Raw genomic sequence first — 19,029 nt, 5'->3', positions numbered from 1 at the left:
AGTGATATGTCTGCGCTTTCTGTGCTGCTCTAACTTTGAACTGTCCTCAAATCTGAAGTTTTACAAAGGTCTCAGGCCGTCTGAAAGCATAATCTTTCAGACGGCCTGATTGTTTTTTACAAGCGTGTCACGCTCAATACGCCTTTGACATCGGTCAGGCTGGCCAACACGCGCGGTAAGTCGTTCACTTGGCGCACTTCCAGCGTAAAGCGCATGCTGGCTTCCAAGTCGCGGCTTTGTGTTTGCACGGCGGTGACGTTGAGTTTGTGGCGCGCCAAAGCATCGGACACATCGCGCAACAGGCCGTTGCGGTCTTGCGCGCGGATTTCCACGTCCACCGCGAAGACTTGGCCTTCCTGCAAGGTTGCCCAGCTGGCGTTCAGCACTTTATCCGGCGATTGTTCGGCCAGATGCTGGAAGGAAGGGCAGGTTTTGCGGTGCACCGAAATGCCGCGCTCGCGGGTGACGAAGCCGATGATGTCGTCGGGCGGGGCGGGTTTGCAGCACTTGGCTAATGTGGTGAGCAAGCCGTCTTCGCCGTCGATGAGTACGCCGTTTTTGCCACCTTTTTTGATCTTCGACTGCTTGACGATGGTGGTTTCGTCCACCGGTACCGGCGGCGGTTCGTTCAGCGTGCCGCAAGCTTTCTGAATTGCACGCGGTGAGATTTCGCCCTGACCGATGGCGGTGTATAAATCATCAAGCTTTTTGAAGCCGAGTTTTTCCGACAAATCTTGCAGATTCGGCTTCGGATTGATTTTCACCAGCTGCTTGTCGAGCTGGGCGCGACCGTCTTCTTTAATGGCATCGGCGTTTTGCTGGCGGATAAACGAGCGGATTTTGCTGATGGCTTTGCTCGATTTCACCCAACCTTCATACAGCCAGTTGACCGACGGATGCCCTTCTTTGGCGGTGATGATTTCTACACGTTGGCCGTTTTCCAAGGCGGTGGAAAGCGGCACAATTTGGCCGTCGACTTTGGCGCCGCGGCACCGGTCACCGATGCTGCTGTGCAGGGCGTAGGCAAAGTCGATGGGGGTGGCGCCGGCCGGTAACGACAACACTTTGCCGTGTGGCGTCATCACATAAATGGTGTCTTGGAACAATTCGGTTTTGAAGGCGGAAGCCAAGTCTTCTTTGCCGCTTTCGGCCATGTTTTCACGCCAGTCAAGCAGTTGGCGCAGCCAGGCGATTTTTTGTTCGTAAGCCGAATCGCCTTTGCCGCCTTCTTTGTAGCGCCAGTGGGCGGCGACACCGAATTCGTTGAATTGGTGCATGTCGAAGGTGCGGATTTGCACTTCCACGCCTTTGTCTTTCGGTCCGACAATGACGGTGTGCAAACTCTTATAGCCGTTGCCTTTCGGGTTGGCGATGTAGTCGTCAAACTCGCCCGGAATCGGCTGCCATAAGCTGTGCACAATGCCGAGCGTGGTGTAACACTCGGGTACGGTATCAACCAAAATCCGCACAGCGCGGATGTCGTAAAGCCCGTCGAAGCTGAGCTTTTTCTTGACCATTTTTTTGTAAATGGAATAGATGTGTTTCGGGCGGCCGGCCACTTCAAAATGCACGTTGTATTTGGCGAGTTCGCCACTCAAAATCTTCAGGAAATTTTCAATGTATTCCAGCCGCTCGGTGCGCTTTTCGTCTAAAAGCTGTGCGATTTCGCGGTATTTTTCCGGCTCTTGGTGGCGGAAGCCTAAATCTTCCAGTTGCCATTTGAGCTGCCATACGCCCAAGCGGTTGGCCAAGGGGGCGAAAATATCCAGCGTTTCTTTGGCTAATGCGCGTTTTTCCGGTGAATCTTCCTGCGAACCGAGAAACTGCATGGTGCGCGTGCGCATGGCAAGCTTAATCAACACCACGCGGATGTCGGTGACCATCGCCAGCAGCATTTTACGCATGGTTTCAGCCTGTTGCGCCCGCTCTTCCGGCGTGGCCAAGCTATCGACCTTGGCAAACTGGGTCAGCTTTTGCACTTCGTCGATGCCTTTGATCAGCTCGCACACGGTGGCATTGCATTGCTCGGTAACGGTTTCCTGCCAATGGTCGCAATAGTTGGAAATGTCGGCCAAAATGGTGGCGGCTACGGCATCGGCGAGCAAATCCATTTCATTCACCATTTTCGCTGCGCCCATCAGATTGCTCAACACAGGTTCGCCGCTGGCGGTTAAGGCATCATGCGGATAGTATTGCTCGGCTAACTTTAAAGCTGCTTCAAGCATTTGGGCATCGCGTTCTGATTGTTTGGCCAAATAGGGCGCAAACCAACTGCGGTATTGTTCGAGATTCGGCGCGATGTTGCTGGTGGTGGAGATTCCGTTCATGGCGTAGGGAAGAATTCGGTTACGGAAACGTCATTGTAACAGGATTGACGGATGTTAATAATAGCTATTGGTGCTATTGATAGACTAAACTTTCGGCCGAATCAGGCCGTCTGAAAAGGCGAATGCTTGTTTCAGACGGCCTGAAGTGATAAGGTAATCATGTTAATTTTTGGAGCCTTATGATGAAACTTTATATTTACGATCATTGTCCGTTTTGCGTGCGCGCCCGCATGATTTTCGGTTTGCGCGGTTTGCCGTTGGAAACGGAAAATTTGATGAACGATGACGAAGCCACGCCGATCGGCATGATTGGTGCCAAACAGGTGCCGATTTTACAGAAAGAAGACGGCTCATATATGGGTGAGAGCTTGGATATTGTGCGTTATGTGGATGAACAGGCCGATCAAGGCCGCCTGAAAGAAGACATCCGCCCTGAATTGCAGGCTTGGTTGGACAAAGTCGGCGAATACAACAACAAACTGGTGCAGCCGCGCACGGTGAAAATCGGTTTGCCGGAGTTTGCCACGCAGGAAGCGGTGAAATATTTTGTTGATAAAAAAGAGCAGAATATCGGCAATTTTGAGACCAATCTCAACAAAACCGCGCAATATCTTGAGCGCATCAATGCCGATTTACTGGCGCTTGATGGCTTAATCAGCAACGAGGGTGTGGGCGTGAACGGTGAAGCGGCGATGGAAGATATTTTGCTGTTCCCGATTTTGCGCAACCTGACCGTGACACGTGGAATCAAATGGCCGCAAAATGTGATGGATTATCTGATGCGCATGAGTGAAGCGGGCGGCGTCGATTTGTATTTTGACCGCGCACTGTAAAAGCTAAAATATCAAAGGCCGTCTGAATAAGTAAGGCAGCGAAATCATGGATTTCTGCCCGGCTTATTCAGACGGCCTTTGTTTTGATTAAGTTTACTGTGCTGCAGGTACGGCGGCTTTACGTTGGAAGCCTTTGTCTTTCATGCAGGCATCAAACGCGGCGCTGTCAGTATTGGTGCCGGCGGCTTGTTGGCAGCGGGCAATGGCTTCCTCCACACTGATTTGTTGTGCCGGATTTGGCTCTTCTTTCAGGGATGAGCAACCGGTGAGCAGCATAGGAAAGAGGCTTGCGACGATCAATAAATGTTTCATTTGGTTTACTCCTTAAGGCGATAAAGAATCAATGGATGGTATCAAGCTGCCATCGGGTATGATGGCAGCAGGCCGGTATTTACTTATGGAAGAAAATAAGCGTCCAAGGCAAGACATATGCCTGTAACAGTGTCAGTATGCCTAAGAATGTACAGAAGATCAGACTATGTTTCAAAGTGAAACGGAATAAATTGGATTCTTTTCCTTCCAGTCCGACTGCCGCACAGGCAATGGCAATGGATTGTGGTGAAATCATCTTGCCGGTAACGCCGCCGATGGCATTGGCACCCACAGCCAATTCAGGGGAGACACCCAGCTGGGAAGCGGTGCTGGCCTGAAGTGAACCGAACAGTGCATTGGAAGATGTATCCGAACCGGTAAGGAACACCCCCAGCCAACCCAAAAATGGTGAGAAGAATGGGAAGATCACGCCTGTTCCGGCCAATACCAATGCCAAGGTAGAGGAAAGTCCCGAGTAATTGGCGACAAAGGCAAAACCCAGCACCAAACCGATGGTCAGTATCGACAGCCGCAATTCGCGGATGGTTTCGGCAAAAGTCGCAACGGCATCGGCCGGTTTCATTTTCAGTAAAACAGTTGAAACCAAGGCAGCCAGCAAAATAGCGGTTCCGACAGCGCCTAAAACATCAATTTTAAAGACGGCAGCATAAGGAGTCGGCTCATCTACAATTGGTGCGGCTTTCAAAACCAGATTATGCAGCCCCGGCCATTCAAATTGGAAAGTGGCAAAGGACAGCGCCGATTTGACGCTTTTTAAGGTCCAGACACTGACAAAAACAGTAAGAATAGCAAATGGTGACCATGCTTTAATGATTTGGCCGCTGCTGTATTCCGACGGTTGGCTACGCGTCGGCTGTTTCATGCCGTCAAAAGTGAAAATTTCTTTAGGTTGCCATTTTTTCAAAAAGCCGGCCAAGCAGATTAAGCTGACTAATGATGCGGTAATATCAGGCAGTTCGGGGCCGATAAAGTTGGTCGTGAAAAAGAGTGTGACGGCGAACGATACCCCGGCAACCAAGGCGGCCGGCCAGGTTTGACGCAGCCCCCTCATGCCGTCAATCATGGCCATCAGCCAAAATGGTACAATGATTGCCAAAATCGGCAATTGGCGACCGGCAACTTGACCGATATGGAACGGATCAAGATTAGAGACCTGTCCGGCGACCAAAATCGGAATACCCATGGCGCCAAATGCAACCGGTGCAGTATTGGCGACCAAGCACAAACCTGCGGCATATAAAGGTTTAAAACCCAGTCCGACCAATAGTGCCGCGGTAATGGCAACAGGGGCGCCAAAGCCGGCCGCACCTTCCAAAAACGCACCGAATGAAAAACCGACCAGCAATAATTGCAAACGTTGGTCTTCGGTAATGGAGACTACGGAAGAACGGATGATGTCAAATTGTCCGGTTTTGACGGTAATTTTATAGAGGAAAACGGCGGTAACAATAATCCAAGCAATCGGCCATATTCCGTAGGAAAAGCCGAATAATGCAGAAGAAAAGGCCATGCCTGCGGGCATGCCGAACGCAAAGACAGCTACGGCCAGGGCAATTAACAGGGTCAGCAAACCCGCGATATAGCCTTTCATCTTCAACAGTGTCAGAGCGACGAAAAAGAAGACGATAGGTAGTAGTGCTATTGCGGCGGTGAGGTAGAGGTTTCCCCCCACTGCAGTATAGTTTTGAATCCACGTTTCCATGTGATTGTTCTCCAAATAGATCAAAATACCGTCAAATATTTTTATTGGTCATCCAGCTTGTTAAAACAAGTTTAGGTAATTTAACAATGATTTAAAAAAATGGTCAAACCGTTTTTGAATGTTTTTTTGTGAGGAAATCGACAATGGGCGGGCATGTAGGAAAAGTACGTATATAAATGACTGAAAAAAATTAAAATTAATAAATGCAGATGAAATAAATGACCAATTGGGGAAAGCTATGTATCCAAATAACATTCATTCGATCAGATATTGACGCAAAATATTGGCAGTCAGTAGAATCGCTGCACACTCAATACACCACACACAACAGTTATTTAACGGAATAATCATGCATAAATTTGTCAGGCCGCAGAAAGTCAGCGACCAAATTTTAACCATCTTGGAAGAGCGTATTGCTGCAGGCGAATATGTAGAAGGCAGCCGCTTGGCCTCAGAACGTATGTTGGCAGAAGAATTCGGCGTATCACGGCCGTCGGTGCGCACGGCACTGAATATTTTGGTGTCGCGGGGTGTATTGGAAGCCAGACAGGGAGATGGCTATTATGTTTCTGCCAAACCGCAGCAGGATTTTTTGCAAAGTTGGCAGGATATTTTAGGGAAACATTCCAATTGGGAACATGATGTGTATGATTTCAGCTGCCATATCGAGGGCTGTATGGCCGCGTTGGCCGCACAACGGCGCACCGATACCGATTTGAAACGCATTGAATTTTGGCTGGCAAATTTTGAAACGGCCTGTCGCGAGGGCAATCTTGATCATCAGGCCGAGGCGGATTATTCGTTTCACCAAACCATCGCCGATGCCGCACACAATATTTTGTTCAGCCATTTATCGGCCGGCCTGCTGAAAATGTTGTATGAACAGACCCGCAGTGACATTATTCATGCCGATCATGCGTGTAATCCGCGCCCGACTTTAATGGCACATCACCGCGCCTTGTATGAAGCGATCAAGGCAGGTGATGCACAACAAGCTGCCGATACGGCCCGCCGACATTTGAACTTTGTGTCCGAACGCATCCGTGAGGGGAGGGAATACCAAAGCCGGCGCGAGCATGCCGATACTTTGGCACAGTATGATTTAGATAAAGTGAAAGACTGGTCATAAAAAGATCGGGTTGCCTTTTACAGTATTCTGCGGCTTCTTGGGTATTGTCGTTGATTCAGATGGGAGTAGGATGCATTTTGTGGCATAATTCACCTTCTATTCTTTATTCAGCCGCAGACATTCCGCGTTGCGGCTTCACTCTATTATCCTGATTCCTTTTTTCAGACGGCCTTAAGAAATAGGCCGTCTGAAACAGAAAGAGACGTCTATGAATCCATTTGCAAGTTTGGGCTTGGGGAGCGAAATTGTTTCTGCCTTAAGCCAGCAAGGTTATGAAAACCCGACACCGATTCAGGCTGCTGCCATTCCGAAAGCCTTGGCCGGACACGATTTGCTGGCCGCCGCGCAAACCGGCACCGGCAAAACTGCTGCATTTATGCTGCCGAGCCTAGAGCGTTTGAAACGCTATGCGACCGCCAGCACTTCGCCGGCGATGCATCCGGTACGTATGCTGGTGTTGACACCGACGCGCGAATTGGCTGACCAAATCGACCAAAATGTGACGGGCTATATTAAAAATCTGCCTTTGCGCCATACTGTATTGTTCGGCGGTGTCAACATGGACAAGCAAACCGCCGAGCTGCGCGCCGGTTGCGAAATTGTGGTGGCCACCGTTGGCCGCTTGCTCGACCATGTGAAACAGAAAAACATCAATTTAAACAAAGTCGAAATCGTGGTGTTGGACGAAGCCGACCGCATGTTGGACATGGGCTTCATCGACGACATCCGCAAAATCATGCAGATGCTGCCGAAGCAGCGCCAAACTTTGCTGTTTTCTGCTACCTTCTCGCCGCCGATTCGCAAGTTGGCGCAAGATTTTATGAATGCGCCGGAATTGGTAGAGGTGGCGGCGCAAAACACCACCAATGCCAATGTCGAGCAGCACATCATTGCGGTTGACGGTATACAGAAGCGCAATTTGTTGGAGCGGCTGATTGTTGATTTGAATATGAACCAAGTGATTGTGTTCTGCAAAACCAAGCAAAGCGTGGATCAAGTGACCCGCGATTTGGTGCGCCGAAAAATTGCTGCCCAGTCGATTCATGGCGACAAATCCCAGCAGACAAGGCTGGAAACACTCAATGCATTTAAAGAAGGCAGCCTGCGCGTGTTGGTGGCCACTGATGTGGCTGCACGGGGGTTGGATATTGCTGAATTGCCGTTTGTGATCAACTATGAGTTGCCTAGCCAAGCTGAAGATTATGTACATCGTATCGGCCGTACCGGCCGCGCCGGTGCCGACGGGGTGGCGATTTCACTGATGGACAAAACCGAACAAAAAATGTTTGAATCCATTAAGACATTAATCGGTAATGATTTGCCGGTAGAGCGGATTGAGGGATTCGAGCCGGCGTGGTGGGGCGGTGAAGCGGTAGAAACGCAACGTAAGCCGTTCGACAGCCGTGGCCGTGATGATGAGCGTAAAGAGCGCGGTTCGCGTAATGAGCGATACCAACGTCATAACCGCTCTGAGCGCCAAGATAAAGTGCGTACGGACAAAAAAAATTCAGGTGTGGCTTGCGGTAAGATTGCCGGTCGCCGCCGTAGTCGTTTTGAGCGTCAACCTTGTGCCTTACTCCAGCCGAATTTTGGTTTGGATAGTCAGTAAGAAAACATTTAAGGTTAAGTCATCATCAACAGAGGCCGTCTGAAAGTATGCAGACGGCCTCTGTTTATGATATGTATAGCCGTTTAAAAATACACTGCGTTGCCGGCGTCATTATGTATTGGGTATTTACGGCTGACGCTGCTGCTTTGCCTTAAACGGCTATATATTATAGTTTTGCGTGGTGACGCGTATATTTTACCTGAGTCCCGTTTTTCTTGGCTGCTTTTTGGAGGCGGTGACTTTACCGGCAGTAACAGTTTTTTCTGCTGGGTTGTTCGTTTATGCTTGACCGTTTTCTTTGTGGGGAAATGTGGGTTTATGACGGTATTGGGTTAAACGGATGAAATGTATTTAACTTATTTTGAAGAGCAGTCGTTTTTTCAGACAGACTGAAAAAACGACTGGCTGAGATTTTTGCAAAACTCTTTGGCTAATAAAAAAACGCGAACCTAAAAAGGTTCGCGTTTGTGTCATGATTGATTCGGTTTCAGACGGCCTTATTTCTTGTCGTCTTTCACTTCTTCAAAATCGGCGTCAACCACATCGTCGTCTTTTTTCGCTGCGCCGTCTTGTGCTGCACCTTCACCTGCTTGGGCTTCGGCTTGTGCTTGAGCGTAAACCATTTCGCCCAGTTTTTGGCTGGCAGCGCCCAAGGCTTCGGCTTTGGCGTCGATGTCGGCTTTGTCTTCGCCTTTTACGGCTTCTTCGGCAGCGGTTAACGCTTCTTCGATTTTGGCTTTCTCATCGGCATCCAGTTTGTCACCGTAGTCGGCCAAAGATTTCTTCACTGAGTGAATCAGGGCTTCGGCTTGGTTGCGTGAAGCGACCAATTCGGTCAGTTTTTTATCTTCTTCCGCATTGGCTTCCGCGTCTTTCACCATGCGTTCGATTTCTTCTTCGCTCAAGCCTGAAGAACCTTGAATGGTGATGTTGGCAGCTTTGCCAGTGCCTTTGTCTTTGGCGGAAACGTGCAAGATACCGTTGGCGTCAATGTCGAAGGTGACTTCGATTTGCGGCATACCGCGTGGTGCCGGTGCGATGTCGCCCAAGTTGAACTGACCCAATGATTTATTGGCAGAAGCACGCTCACGTTCGCCTTGCAACACATGAATCGTTACAGCCGATTGGTTGTCTTCGGCGGTAGAGAAGGTTTGTGATGCTTTGGTCGGAATGGTGGTGTTTTTCTGAATCAGCTTGGTCATCACGCCGCCCATGGTTTCGATACCCAAAGACAACGGAGTCACGTCGAGCAGCAATACATCGCTGCGGCCGCCGCCCAATACTTCGCCTTGAATCGCGGCACCAACCGCCACGGCTTCGTCTGGGTTCACGTCTTTGCGTGGGGCTTTGCCGAAGAATTTTTCCACTTCTTCTTGCACTTTAGGCATACGGGTTTGACCGCCTACCAAAATTACGTCGTCGATTTGACCTGCGCTCAAGCCTGCGTCTTGCAGGGCGATGCGGCAAGGTTCGATAGAACGTTTAATCAAGTCTTCAACCAAAGATTCGAATTTGGCGCGGCTCAGTTTCAATACCAAGTGTTTCGGGCCGCTCGCATCCATGGTGATGTAAGGCAGGTTGATTTCGGTTTGCTGACCGCTCGACAATTCGATTTTGGCTTTCTCGGCAGCTTCTTTCACGCGCTGCATGGCCATTGGGTCACCTTTCAAATCAATGCCTTGTTCTTTTTTGAACTCGTCAATGATGAAGTCGATGATGCGTTGGTCGAAGTCTTCGCCGCCCAAGAAGGTGTCGCCGTTGGTGGCCAATACTTCAAACTGTTTGTCGCCATCTACATCGGCAATTTCGATGATGGAAATATCGAAAGTACCACCACCCAAGTCGTAAACCGCTACTTTGCGGTCGCCGCCGGATACTTTATCCATACCGAAGGCCAATGCGGCTGCGGTCGGCTCGTTGATGATGCGTTTGACGTCCAAACCGGCGATGCGGCCGGCATCTTTGGTGGCTTGGCGCTGGCTGTCGTTGAAGTAAGCCGGAACGGTAATCACCGCTTCAGTCACTTTCTCGCCCAAGTAGGCTTCGGCCGCTTCTTTCATTTTACGCAATACTTCGGCCGAAACTTGCGGTGGCGACAATTCTTTGCCTTGCGCTTTCACCCAAGCATCGCCATTTGATGCTTTGATGATTTCAAACGGCATGGTTTCGATGTCGCGTTGTACTTCTTTATCTTCAAATTTGTGGCCGATTAAGCGTTTGGCCGCGTAGATGGTGTTTTTTGCATTGGTAACTGCTTGGCGTTTGGCCGGTGCGCCGACCAATACTTCGTTGCCGTCAAGGTAGGCAACCACAGACGGGGTGGTACGCGCGCCTTCGGCGTTTTCAATCACTTTGGTTTGACCATTTTCAGAGATGGATACGCATGAGTTGGTTGTACCCAAGTCAATACCGATTACTTTTGCCATAGTGTGATAGCTCCTGGTAAAAAATTTAAATTACTGATTAATGAATTGGTTTGAACTTGTTGTTCAGTTGGCTTGTAGATAAGGGTGTTCAATTTTTTTTCAAGGCTTGGAATGAAATTTTTTTATGATTTAATTCAAGTTCTTGATTTATTTATCCACAGGCTGTTTGTGAATATTGGTTTGATTTTTCAGACGGCCTTGTTATCCGAATCGTGTTCCGATGGTTCGGAATGATTTTCCAAAAGCGGTGTGTTGGCTACCGGCATAGGATAAGGCCGTCTGAAAATTTTATGCTTGATAAACAGCATCAAGCGGTGCTTTCAATCTTCTTTTTTTGCCACCACGACCATGGCCGGACGCAACACGCGCTCAGACAATGAATAGCCTTTTTTCATCACATTGACGATGGTGTTCGGCTCTTGCTCGCTCACCACGGTTTGCACGGCTTGGTGTTGGTGCGGGTCGAGTTTGTCGCCTACAGCAGGGTTGATTTCTTTGATTTGGGTCGCGTCGAATGCTTTTTGCAATTCGTTCAGGGTCATTTGCACGCCCATTTTCAAGGCTTCAAAATTGCCGCTTTGATCCAGCAAAGCCATTTCCAAATAGTCTTTCACCGGCAGCATTTCAGCGGCGAATTTTTGACCGGCAAATTTATGGGTGGAAGCGATTTCTTCCTGATGACGGCGGCGCAGGTTTTGCTCGTTGGCCAAGCCGCGCAATTGTTCGTCTTTGAGTTGGCCTTCCAACTCTTCAATACGCGCCTGCAAATCTTCCATGGTCGGCTCAGGTGCGGCTTCGGCTTCAACGGCTTCAGTTTCGGCAGCAGCATCAGCGGCTTCAGTTTCGGCAGCAGCATCAGCGGCTTCAGTTTCGGCAGCAGCATCAGCGGCTTGCACTGCTTGAGTTTCTACTTTTTCTTCTTCGATGTTTGGGTTTTGTTCAGTCATGTCCGACATCCTTCGTTCAACAGGGAATGGTTTAATAAATCGCATATAAGGCCGTCTGAAAAAATTTCAAGCCAAATAACCTTTAAATCTGTAAGAGAACTTTTGGTTATAAATTTATCTGCGAATTGGCTATGATAAATTCAATGAAAACGGTAAGATAACGCTTTTACCAGTTTCAGACGGCCTGTTGTATCATGAAAAAAATCACGTCCGCCCCTCCGAAAAAAGACCATCTCAATACCCGCGATTTCGATTTGTGGAAAGCGATTCTCGAAGAAACCACCGCTGCGGCCAATGCCGAACCGATGTTGGCCAGTTTCCTGCATCAAACCGTGTTGCGCCACGATTCACTTGATGCCGTGTTGGCGTTTCATTTATCCAGCAAACTCGGCAGCCCGATTATGGACGTGCGCGCGTTGAACGAAATCTGTCTGCAAGCCCTTGCTGACGACGGCCGTATTATCGACAGTGTGAAAGAAGATTTGCAGGCCATTTACGAGCGGGACCCCGCGTGTGACGAATATTCGCTGCCGCTGCTTTATTTCAAAGGTTTCCACGCCATTCAGGCACACCGCATCAACCATTGGCTGTATAACAACGGCCGCAAAACTTTGTCTTATTTCCTGCAAAACCGCATGTCGGAAGTGTTCGGCGTGGATATTCACCCTGCGGCATGTTTCGGCCACGGCCTGATGCTCGACCACGCCACCGGTTTCGTGGCCGGTGAAACTGCTGTGTTGGGCAACAATATTTCCATTTTGCACGGCGTGACTTTGGGCGGCTCGGGCAAGGAATGCGGCGACCGTCACCCGAAAGTTTCAGACGGCGTGATGATTGGTGCGAACGCTTCGATTTTGGGTAATATCCGCATCGGTGAAAACGCTAAAATCGGCGCGGGCAGTGTGGTGGTGGCCGATGTGCCGTCGTCAATTACCGTGGTCGGCGTACCGGCCAAACCGATTGGCCGTTCGTCTAAAGTGCCGTCGCAGGATATGAACCAGCATATCGAATTGTCGGGTGCGGATTTTGTGATTTGATGAATGAAATAGTAAAGGCCGTCTGAAAACAAGTTTTTCAGACGGCCTTTTATATGGTTTATTCCAGCGGCGATTGCGGCGCACCGGCAGGGTGTTTATAACGGTTGTACATAAATAAATATTGCGTTGGGAAACGTTGAATCCAATATTCCACGTTTTGATTGATGATGCGGGCATCGTGGACTTTATCGCCGTTGAATTCGCCTTGCAGCGGTTCGATGTGCAGTGTAAATCCTCGGCCGTCGGGTAAGCGTTCGCCGACAAAAAACAGCGCTTTCACGCCTTTGACTTGGGCGAGTTTGCCCGCCAGCGTCATGGTGTAGGCAGGGCGGCCGAAGAAATCGGCCCATACGCCGTCGCCGCCTTCTTCGGGCGCGGGCACGTGGTCGGGCAGTACGATGGTGGCTTCACCAGCGCGCAGGGCTTTGATGACCTGCTTCACGCCTTGGATATTGGTCGGCGCGGTTTTGCCCTTGCCGCGCACGCGACCGGCTTGCATCACGGCATCGACGGCTTTGAATTTTGGCGGTTTGTACATAGCGGTTAGCGGAAACGGCAATTGCTGGCTGATGTAGCGTCCGGCCAAATCATAGCTGCCGATGTGCGGTGTGATGAAGAGCAAGCCCTGCTGGTTATCCAAGGCCGTCTGAACGTGTTCCCAGCCATTGACTTGTTGAAACAGCGTTTCAATCTCTTCAGGCCGTCTGAAAAAAGCCACGGGCAGTTCCAAGCCACCTTTGGCTGTTTCGCGGAACACGGTTTGAATCATCTTGTCATCGAGCTGCAAACCGGCTTGGCGCATGTTGGCGCGCACGCGTTGGCGGTCGCTTTTTAAAAAATAAAACGCCACGCTGCCCAAAAAGTTGCCCAGCGCGTGCAGCAGCGGCAGCGGCAGGGCGGCAAAGCATTTGAAAAGTAGTGTGACCAAAGTGTGCATATATAGAGAGAAGCGTAAGAGTATTGACTCGATTGTAATGGAAATTGGGGCAGTCGCCTAATATCCAATGCTACAACCATGAGGAGGCCGTCTGAAAGTATAGAGGCAAAACGCCGCGTCGGCTTGTCATGCAGGCGCAGATTTGCTATCATTCGCGCTGCATTAAGAGTTGGGAATTCCATGCCAACCTGCTTTTCATAGGAAAGGTAAGGTGGACGGTCGGTCAGACCGATGTGGCTCGCCAGAGCAATCCAAACCCGCTTAATGCGGGAATTTTTTTGTCTGTTACAAACGAATTCCGTGCATTTAAATAAGAAAAGTTCTTATTTGGATAGCAAGATCGGGCAAAAACTGCTATGATTTTTGCCGTTTGATGATGTCAGTAAATAGGCCGTCTGAAAACTTAACGGCTTATTTTAAAAAAGAAAGAATGAGTAATGAGCGAATTTTTGTTTACTTCTGAATCTGTATCCGAAGGCCATCCTGATAAAGTGGCCGACCAAATTTCTGATGCGATTTTGGATGCGATTTTGGCGCAAGACCCAACCGGACGCGTGGCGGCGGAAACCTTGGTGGCCACTGATTTGTGCGTATTGGCCGGTGAAATCACTACCAACGCCAAAGTGGATTACGAGCAAGTGGCGCGCGACACCGTGAAACGCATTGGCTACAATAATCCCGAGTGGGGCTTTGCGGCTGATACCTTTAAATTGGTGTTGAACTACGGCGAACAATCGCCTGACATCGCCCAAGGTGTCAACGAAGGCGAGGGCATTGATTTGAACCAGGGTGCGGGCGACCAAGGCTTGATGTTTGGCTATGCCTGTGACGAAACCCCAACATTGATGCCGTTTGCCATCTACTACAGCCACCGCCTGATGCAACGCCAAAGCGAATTGCGCAAAGACGGCCGCCTGCCGTGGTTGCGCCCTGATGCCAAAGCCCAATTGACCTGCGTGTACGACAGCGAAACCGGCAAAGTGAAACGCATCGATACTGTGGTATTGTCCACCCAGCACGATCCGGAAATCAGCCACGAAGAATTAACCCAAGCCGTGATCGAGCACATCATCAAGCCGGTGTTGCCGTCTGAAATGCTGACCGATGAAACCAAATACCTGATTAACCCGACCGGTAATTTTGTCATCGGCGGTCCGCAAGGCGACTGCGGTTTGACCGGCCGTAAAATCATCGTTGATACTTACGGCGGCGCAGCACCACACGGCGGCGGCGCGTTCTCCGGCAAAGACCCGTCTAAAGTTGACCGTTCTGCCGCTTACGCCAGTCGCTATGTGGCGAAAAATATTGTGGCCGCCGGTTTGGCGACCCAATGCCAAATTCAAGTGTCTTACGCCATTGGCGTGGCCGAGCCGACTTCGATTTCGATCGACACTTTCGGCACCGGCAAAATCAGCGAAGCCGATTTGATTAAATTAGTTCGCGAACATTTTGACCTGCGCCCGAAAGGCATTGTGCAAATGTTGGACTTGCTGCATCCGCGTTACAGCAAAACAGCAGCTTACGGCCACTTCGGCCGCGAAGAGCCTGAGTTTACTTGGGAGCGTACCGACAAGGCGCAAGCATTGAAAGCCGCTGCCGGTCTTTAATGATGAAATAAGCAAAGGCCGTCTGAAACTTATGTTTTCAGACGGCCTTTTCTCTTATACAATAGCTGCATTATTTTTCTATGAATAAAGGACACAGCCATGTTCGGTAAAAACCTGTTTGAAGAAGTGACCTCAAAATTGAGCGAAACCATCGCCAACAGCCCGGCCAAAGATGTTGAAAAAAATGTCAAAGCCATGTTGGGCAGCGCGTTTAACCGCATGGATTTGGTGACCCGTGAAGAATTCGATATCCAGCAGCAAGTATTGATTAAAACCCGTACCAAATTGGTGGAGCTGGAAGCGCGTTTGGCCAAATTGGAAGCAGCGCAAAATCCTGCTGCGGCCGAAGAGAGCGTGGTTGAGGAATCTGCCGCTAAAGTCGAAGCGGCCGTCGAATCGGTAACCAAAGCAGACAGCGCCGAATAAGGCCGTCTGAACCATGTCGCTCGCTTTGGTTTACAGCCGCGCTTTAAGCGGCATGAATGCGCCGTTGGTCGAGGTGGAAGCCCATCTTGCCAACGGTTTGCCGCATTTCAATATTGTCGGGCTGCCCGATACCGAGGTGAAGGAAAGCCGCGACCGAGTTCGTGCGGCGATTATCCAAAGCGGCTTTGATTTTCCGGCGAAAAAAATCACTGTCAATCTGGCACCGGCCGATTTGCCCAAAGAATCCGGCCGGTTTGATTTGCCCATTGCCATCGGCATTTTGGCCGCTTCGGGTCAGATTTCGATGGAAAAACTGGCGCAATACGAATTTGCCGGCGAGCTGGCTTTGTCGGGTATGTTGCGGCCGGTACGCGGCGCATTGGCGATGGCGTGGCAGGGTATGCAGGCAGGGCGCGCTTTTGTGTTGCCGTCTGAAAACGCGCAACAAGCTGCTGTAATGAAAGGCATCACGGTTTACGGCGCGCAATCTTTAGGCGAAGTGGCGGCGCATTTAAACGCCATTGAGCCGTTGGCGCAAACCGAATGCCCGAATCTCGACAGGCCGTCTGAAAGCGCAAACCTGCCGGATTTGAGTGATGTAAAAGGGCAACATACCGCGCGTTTGGCTTTGGAAATTGCCGCAGCGGGCGGACACAGCTTATTGATGATGGGTCCGCCGGGCACGGGTAAATCGATGTTGTCGCAGCGTTTGCCCGGTATTTTGCCGCCGCTGACCGAAGACGAATTGGTTGAAGTATGGGCGTTGCGCTCATTGTTGCCCAACCATCAGCAGGAACTCAGCCACGAGCGGCCGTTTCGTTCCCCCCATCACAGCGCCAGTTCGGCAGCAATGGTCGGCGGAGGTTCGGATCCGCGACCGGGCGAGATTTCCTTAGCGCATCACGGCGTATTGTTTCTCGATGAATTGCCCGAGTTTGACCGCAAAGTTTTAGAAGTGTTGCGCGAACCGCTGGAAAACGGTGAAATCCATATTTCCCGCGCGGCGCGGCAGGCAGTGTATCCGGCCCAATTCCAATTGGTGGCGGCGATGAATCCTTGTCCGTGTGGCTATCTCGGCCACCCGAACAAACCCTGCCGCTGCACGCCTGAGAGCGTGGCGCGTTACCGCAGCAAAATTTCAGGGCCACTGCTTGACCGTATTGATTTAACCATTGAAGTGCCTAGCTTGCCCGCCGCAGAATTGATGCAGCAACAAGCGGGCGAATCCAGCGCTGATGTGTTGCAGCGGGTGTTGGCGGCGCGCGACAGGCAATATGCGCGACAAGGCAAAGTGAATGCCGCTCTGAGCGTGACTGAATTAGACAACGCGGCCAATATCGAACAAGAAGCGCGGGATGCCTTAGGCGCGATGCTGGAAAAATTATCGCTCTCGGCGCGCAGTTTTCACCGCATCATGCGCGTGGCACGTACCTTGGCCGATTTGGCCGGTGATGATGCCGTCGGCCGCAGCCATGTATTGAAAGCCATCAGCTTCCGCAGGGCGTTGTAAATCTGCACCAGTCAGAATAATAAACACATAGTGGCTCATTTTCAGACGGTCAGAGACGTTTGTAAAACCCCAGATTTGAGTGCAGTTCGAAGTAAGCAAACACAGAAAGCTCAGATATATCATCAAGATAGTCAAGCTTTCGAGCTGGGCATAATGAAGAAATGTGCCAAAGATGGGGATTTTGCAAAGGTTTCGGCCTGATTAATGGATACGTTCCCAAACGGTCTGTGTACGAGCATATGCCGATAGCCGAGTATAAGAGATATTGATAAAATGCCCTATCTGAATGGCGGACGGCAATTCAGCATGGTGAAATACTTTAAAAAGGCCGTCTGAAGAATAAAAGGTATGTTATGAAAAAACAGACACAACATGGTAAAGGTCTTGCCGGTTTTATTTCAGGGTTGCTGCTGGCAACAGCTGTGATTGTCGGCATTTTATTTTTTCTGAATAAGAGCAATCAAAATCAGTTTAAAGAGTTGGCTCAGCCAAAGCAGGCTTCCGAACCGGAAATTTTGCAGCCTAAAGCACCATCAGAGCCGGTTACCACTGCTGCTTCCGCAGACAGCCAAGCAACGGATGTCGGCCGTGAAATGAAAGCTGACGAAGAAGAGGCGGCCTCATCGGTGCAGCAAACTCCGTCTGAAACCGAGCCGCCTAAGCCTGATGAAGCAAGCAAACCTATTGATGTTGCACCGGTGCCGCTGCCCCAAGCAACTGTTCAGCCAAAAGCAGAAGAGAATACGGAAGAACAACATGCTGAGCGTGAGCAGGCAGAGCAGGCCCGTGAAAAACGTGAGGCAGAAGAAGCTAAGCGCAAAGCCGAATTAGCGCAAAAACGTGCGGAAAAAGCCAAAGCCGATAAAGCTGCAGCCGAGAAAAAAGCAGCAGAAGCAGCGGCACAGCAAAAAGCCCGTGCCGAGCGTAAACTGGCCGAACAGAAAGCCGCCGAGAAAAAAGCAGCCGAGAAAAAAGCAGCCGAGAAAAAAGCAGCCGATAAAGCTACCGCCAAGCCAACCCCGGAGCAAATTTTAAACAGTGGCAATATTGAAAAAGCCCGTAAAGCTGCCGGCGAAGAAGCTAAGCAATCGAGTAAAACCACCGCCAACAACGCCGCAACAAGCACGAAATCATCCGATAAAAAAGTGATTGTGCAGATGGGTTCATACGGCGACCGTGCGGCAGCCGATGCACAACGTGCCAAATTGGCCATGATGGGCGTACAATCCAGCGTAGTGGAAGGTTCGGCCAACGGTAAGAAAGTGTACCGTCTGCAAAGCGGTGTGATGGCGCAAGATGCGGCCCAACGCATACAGCAAACGCTGAAGAAAAACGGCGTGAGCAGCTTTACCCGTTCGGCTCAATAAGGATGACATGATGAAAATGAAATTATTCTCGGCATGGATGGCTTTGTCTTTGGCCGGTATGGCGCAAGCCGCTACCGAAGGCAAAGATTACCAAGTACTGGCCAAACCGATTCCGCAAGTTCAGGCGGATAAAGTGGAGGTGTTGGAGTTTTTCGGCTACTTCTGCGTACATTGTTATCACTTGGATCCGGTGTTGTTGAAACACAGCCAATCGTTTGCCAAAGACACTTATTTGCGCACCGAGCATGTGGTGTGGCAGCCGGAAATGTTTGGTTTGGCACGTGTCGCTGCTGCAGTGAACAGTTCCGGCTTAAAATACCAAGCCAATCCGGCAGTGTTTAAAGCGGTGTATGAACAGAAAATTAATTTGGCCGACAGTGCAACCTTCAAGCAATGGGCTTCGGCGCAAAAAAGTTTCGACGGCAAAAAATTGGTTGCTGCCTATGATTCTGCAGCTAACCAAGTACAAGCCAAGAAGATGCAGGATTTGACCAAAACCTACCGCATAGAAAGTACGCCGATGGTGATTGTGGGCGGTAAGTATGAAGTGTTGTTCAACGGTGATTATCAAGATGGTATGAAAACCATTGATGCATTGATAGCAAAAGTGCGCAGCGAACGTGGCTTGAAGCAGGCAGGCAGCTATGTTAAGAGCAAAGGCGCAGCCTTGGCCAAATCCGCCAATCATTGATAAATTTCCTGATTGTCATCAATAATCTACAGGCAGTCTGAATAGGCTGCCTGTATTTTTCACACTTAATTATCATGATAATTGGAAAATGGTTTCAGCTGGGATGAAATCATTTGACATGAATATTACTGTAAGTAATGTTTGATGA

At 50.1% G+C, this 19,029-nt stretch carries 15 protein-coding genes and 1 riboswitch; of the genes, 9 read left to right on the top strand and 6 right to left on the bottom strand.

Annotated elements, in window-relative coordinates; translation table 11 throughout:
- Window positions 1–116 precede the first annotated feature (116 nt).
- A complete protein-coding gene (locus tag ACM67B_RS09295) occupies window positions 117–2,327 on the bottom strand; it encodes a RelA/SpoT family protein (protein ID WP_416189379.1) in 2,211 nt (736 codons plus the stop codon).
- Between the two features lie 182 nt (window positions 2,328–2,509).
- Between ACM67B_RS09295 and ACM67B_RS09290 the strand changes: the two genes are divergently transcribed.
- Complete coding sequence (locus ACM67B_RS09290) at window positions 2,510–3,160, top strand: GrxB family glutaredoxin (RefSeq protein WP_416190558.1); 651 nt, start codon at window positions 2,510–2,512, stop codon at window positions 3,158–3,160.
- Window positions 3,161–3,253: 93 nt separating this feature from the next.
- Here the strand turns inward: ACM67B_RS09290 and ACM67B_RS09285 are convergent, their stop codons facing one another.
- Both ACM67B_RS09285 and ACM67B_RS09280 read right to left on the bottom strand, forming a co-directional pair.
- Window positions 3,254–3,472, bottom strand: a complete 219-nt coding sequence (locus ACM67B_RS09285) for a hypothetical protein (protein WP_416189378.1) — start codon at window positions 3,470–3,472, stop codon at window positions 3,254–3,256.
- A 79-nt stretch (window positions 3,473–3,551) separates the two neighbouring features.
- Window positions 3,552–5,195 (bottom strand): lactate permease LctP family transporter, encoded by a 1,644-nt coding sequence (locus tag ACM67B_RS09280; RefSeq protein WP_416189377.1) that lies wholly within the window; start codon window positions 5,193–5,195, stop codon window positions 3,552–3,554.
- Between the two features lie 349 nt (window positions 5,196–5,544).
- Between ACM67B_RS09280 and ACM67B_RS09275 the strand changes: the two genes are divergently transcribed.
- Window positions 5,545–6,324 carry a FadR/GntR family transcriptional regulator gene (locus tag ACM67B_RS09275; RefSeq protein WP_416189376.1) on the top strand — a complete coding sequence of 260 codons (780 nt, stop codon included), beginning with the start codon at window positions 5,545–5,547 and terminating at the stop codon, window positions 6,322–6,324.
- Window positions 6,325–6,532: 208 nt separating this feature from the next.
- Window positions 6,533–7,933 (top strand): DEAD/DEAH box helicase, encoded by a 1,401-nt coding sequence (locus tag ACM67B_RS09270; RefSeq protein ID WP_416189375.1) that lies wholly within the window; start codon window positions 6,533–6,535, stop codon window positions 7,931–7,933.
- A gap of 497 nt (window positions 7,934–8,430) precedes the next feature.
- Here the strand turns inward: ACM67B_RS09270 and dnaK are convergent, their stop codons facing one another.
- Both dnaK and grpE read right to left on the bottom strand, forming a co-directional pair.
- The gene (dnaK, locus tag ACM67B_RS09265; RefSeq protein WP_416189374.1) at window positions 8,431–10,359 is read right to left on the bottom strand and encodes a molecular chaperone DnaK; all 1,929 of its coding nucleotides are present in this window, start codon (window positions 10,357–10,359) and stop codon (window positions 8,431–8,433) included.
- Window positions 10,360–10,679: 320 nt separating this feature from the next.
- Window positions 10,680–11,306 (bottom strand): nucleotide exchange factor GrpE, encoded by a 627-nt coding sequence (gene grpE / locus ACM67B_RS09260; RefSeq protein ID WP_416189373.1) that lies wholly within the window; start codon window positions 11,304–11,306, stop codon window positions 10,680–10,682.
- Window positions 11,307–11,500: 194 nt separating this feature from the next.
- Here grpE and cysE point away from each other — a divergent pair, with 194 nt between their 5' ends.
- Window positions 11,501–12,343, top strand: coding sequence for a serine O-acetyltransferase (gene cysE / locus ACM67B_RS09255; RefSeq protein WP_416189372.1), 843 nt, complete (start codon window positions 11,501–11,503; stop codon window positions 12,341–12,343).
- 58 nt (window positions 12,344–12,401) lie between these two features.
- Here the strand turns inward: cysE and ACM67B_RS09250 are convergent, their stop codons facing one another.
- On the bottom strand, window positions 12,402–13,280 hold the full coding sequence (locus ACM67B_RS09250; protein WP_416189371.1) for a lysophospholipid acyltransferase family protein: 879 nt from the start codon (window positions 13,278–13,280) through the stop codon (window positions 12,402–12,404).
- Between the two features lie 154 nt (window positions 13,281–13,434).
- Window positions 13,435–13,545, top strand: a riboswitch (SAM-I-IV-variant riboswitch).
- 172 nt (window positions 13,546–13,717) lie between these two features.
- On the opposite strand from ACM67B_RS09250, the gene metK reads away from it, so the two are divergent.
- From metK to ACM67B_RS09225, 5 genes are all read left to right on the top strand, one after another.
- Entirely contained in the window at window positions 13,718–14,887 is a 1,170-nt protein-coding gene (gene metK, locus ACM67B_RS09245) for a methionine adenosyltransferase (protein ID WP_416189370.1), read from the top strand.
- A gap of 99 nt (window positions 14,888–14,986) precedes the next feature.
- Window positions 14,987–15,313 carry an accessory factor UbiK family protein gene (locus tag ACM67B_RS09240; protein WP_416189369.1) on the top strand — a complete coding sequence of 109 codons (327 nt, stop codon included), beginning with the start codon at window positions 14,987–14,989 and terminating at the stop codon, window positions 15,311–15,313.
- Window positions 15,314–15,326: 13 nt separating this feature from the next.
- Window positions 15,327–16,823 carry a YifB family Mg chelatase-like AAA ATPase gene (locus ACM67B_RS09235; RefSeq protein ID WP_416189368.1) on the top strand — a complete coding sequence of 499 codons (1,497 nt, stop codon included), beginning with the start codon at window positions 15,327–15,329 and terminating at the stop codon, window positions 16,821–16,823.
- Window positions 16,824–17,176: 353 nt separating this feature from the next.
- Window positions 17,177–18,190, top strand: coding sequence for an SPOR domain-containing protein (locus tag ACM67B_RS09230; protein WP_416189367.1), 1,014 nt, complete (start codon window positions 17,177–17,179; stop codon window positions 18,188–18,190).
- Between the two features lie 10 nt (window positions 18,191–18,200).
- Complete coding sequence (locus tag ACM67B_RS09225) at window positions 18,201–18,881, top strand: thiol:disulfide interchange protein DsbA/DsbL (protein ID WP_416190557.1); 681 nt, start codon at window positions 18,201–18,203, stop codon at window positions 18,879–18,881.
- Window positions 18,882–19,029 lie beyond the last annotated feature (148 nt).

Origin of the sequence: Neisseria sp. CCUG17229 (assembly GCF_047839235.1) — a bacterium.
GTDB lineage: Bacteria > Pseudomonadota > Gammaproteobacteria > Burkholderiales > Neisseriaceae > Neisseria > Neisseria brasiliensis.
Note: the sequence above shows the minus strand (reverse complement) of the source record. Positions and strands in the feature narration are given on the sequence as shown.

Bases quoted from the DNA above. Each gene is read 5' to 3' on its own strand.
- ACM67B_RS09295 (WP_416189379.1), bottom strand. From the start codon at position 2,327: ATGAACGGAATCTCCACCACCAGCAACATCGCGCCGAATCTCGAACAA.
- ACM67B_RS09290 (WP_416190558.1), top strand. From the start codon at position 2,510: ATGAAACTTTATATTTACGATCATTGTCCGTTTTGCGTGCGCGCCCGC.
- ACM67B_RS09285 (WP_416189378.1), bottom strand. From the start codon at position 3,472: ATGAAACATTTATTGATCGTCGCAAGCCTCTTTCCTATGCTGCTCACC.
- ACM67B_RS09280 (WP_416189377.1), bottom strand. From the start codon at position 5,195: ATGGAAACGTGGATTCAAAACTATACTGCAGTGGGGGGAAACCTCTAC.
- ACM67B_RS09275 (WP_416189376.1), top strand. From the start codon at position 5,545: ATGCATAAATTTGTCAGGCCGCAGAAAGTCAGCGACCAAATTTTAACC.
- ACM67B_RS09270 (WP_416189375.1), top strand. From the start codon at position 6,533: ATGAATCCATTTGCAAGTTTGGGCTTGGGGAGCGAAATTGTTTCTGCC.
- dnaK (WP_416189374.1), bottom strand. From the start codon at position 10,359: ATGGCAAAAGTAATCGGTATTGACTTGGGTACAACCAACTCATGCGTA.
- grpE (WP_416189373.1), bottom strand. From the start codon at position 11,306: ATGACTGAACAAAACCCAAACATCGAAGAAGAAAAAGTAGAAACTCAA.
- cysE (WP_416189372.1), top strand. From the start codon at position 11,501: ATGAAAAAAATCACGTCCGCCCCTCCGAAAAAAGACCATCTCAATACC.
- ACM67B_RS09250 (WP_416189371.1), bottom strand. From the start codon at position 13,280: ATGCACACTTTGGTCACACTACTTTTCAAATGCTTTGCCGCCCTGCCG.
- metK (WP_416189370.1), top strand. From the start codon at position 13,718: ATGAGCGAATTTTTGTTTACTTCTGAATCTGTATCCGAAGGCCATCCT.
- ACM67B_RS09240 (WP_416189369.1), top strand. From the start codon at position 14,987: ATGTTCGGTAAAAACCTGTTTGAAGAAGTGACCTCAAAATTGAGCGAA.
- ACM67B_RS09235 (WP_416189368.1), top strand. From the start codon at position 15,327: ATGTCGCTCGCTTTGGTTTACAGCCGCGCTTTAAGCGGCATGAATGCG.
- ACM67B_RS09230 (WP_416189367.1), top strand. From the start codon at position 17,177: ATGAAAAAACAGACACAACATGGTAAAGGTCTTGCCGGTTTTATTTCA.
- ACM67B_RS09225 (WP_416190557.1), top strand. From the start codon at position 18,201: ATGAAAATGAAATTATTCTCGGCATGGATGGCTTTGTCTTTGGCCGGT.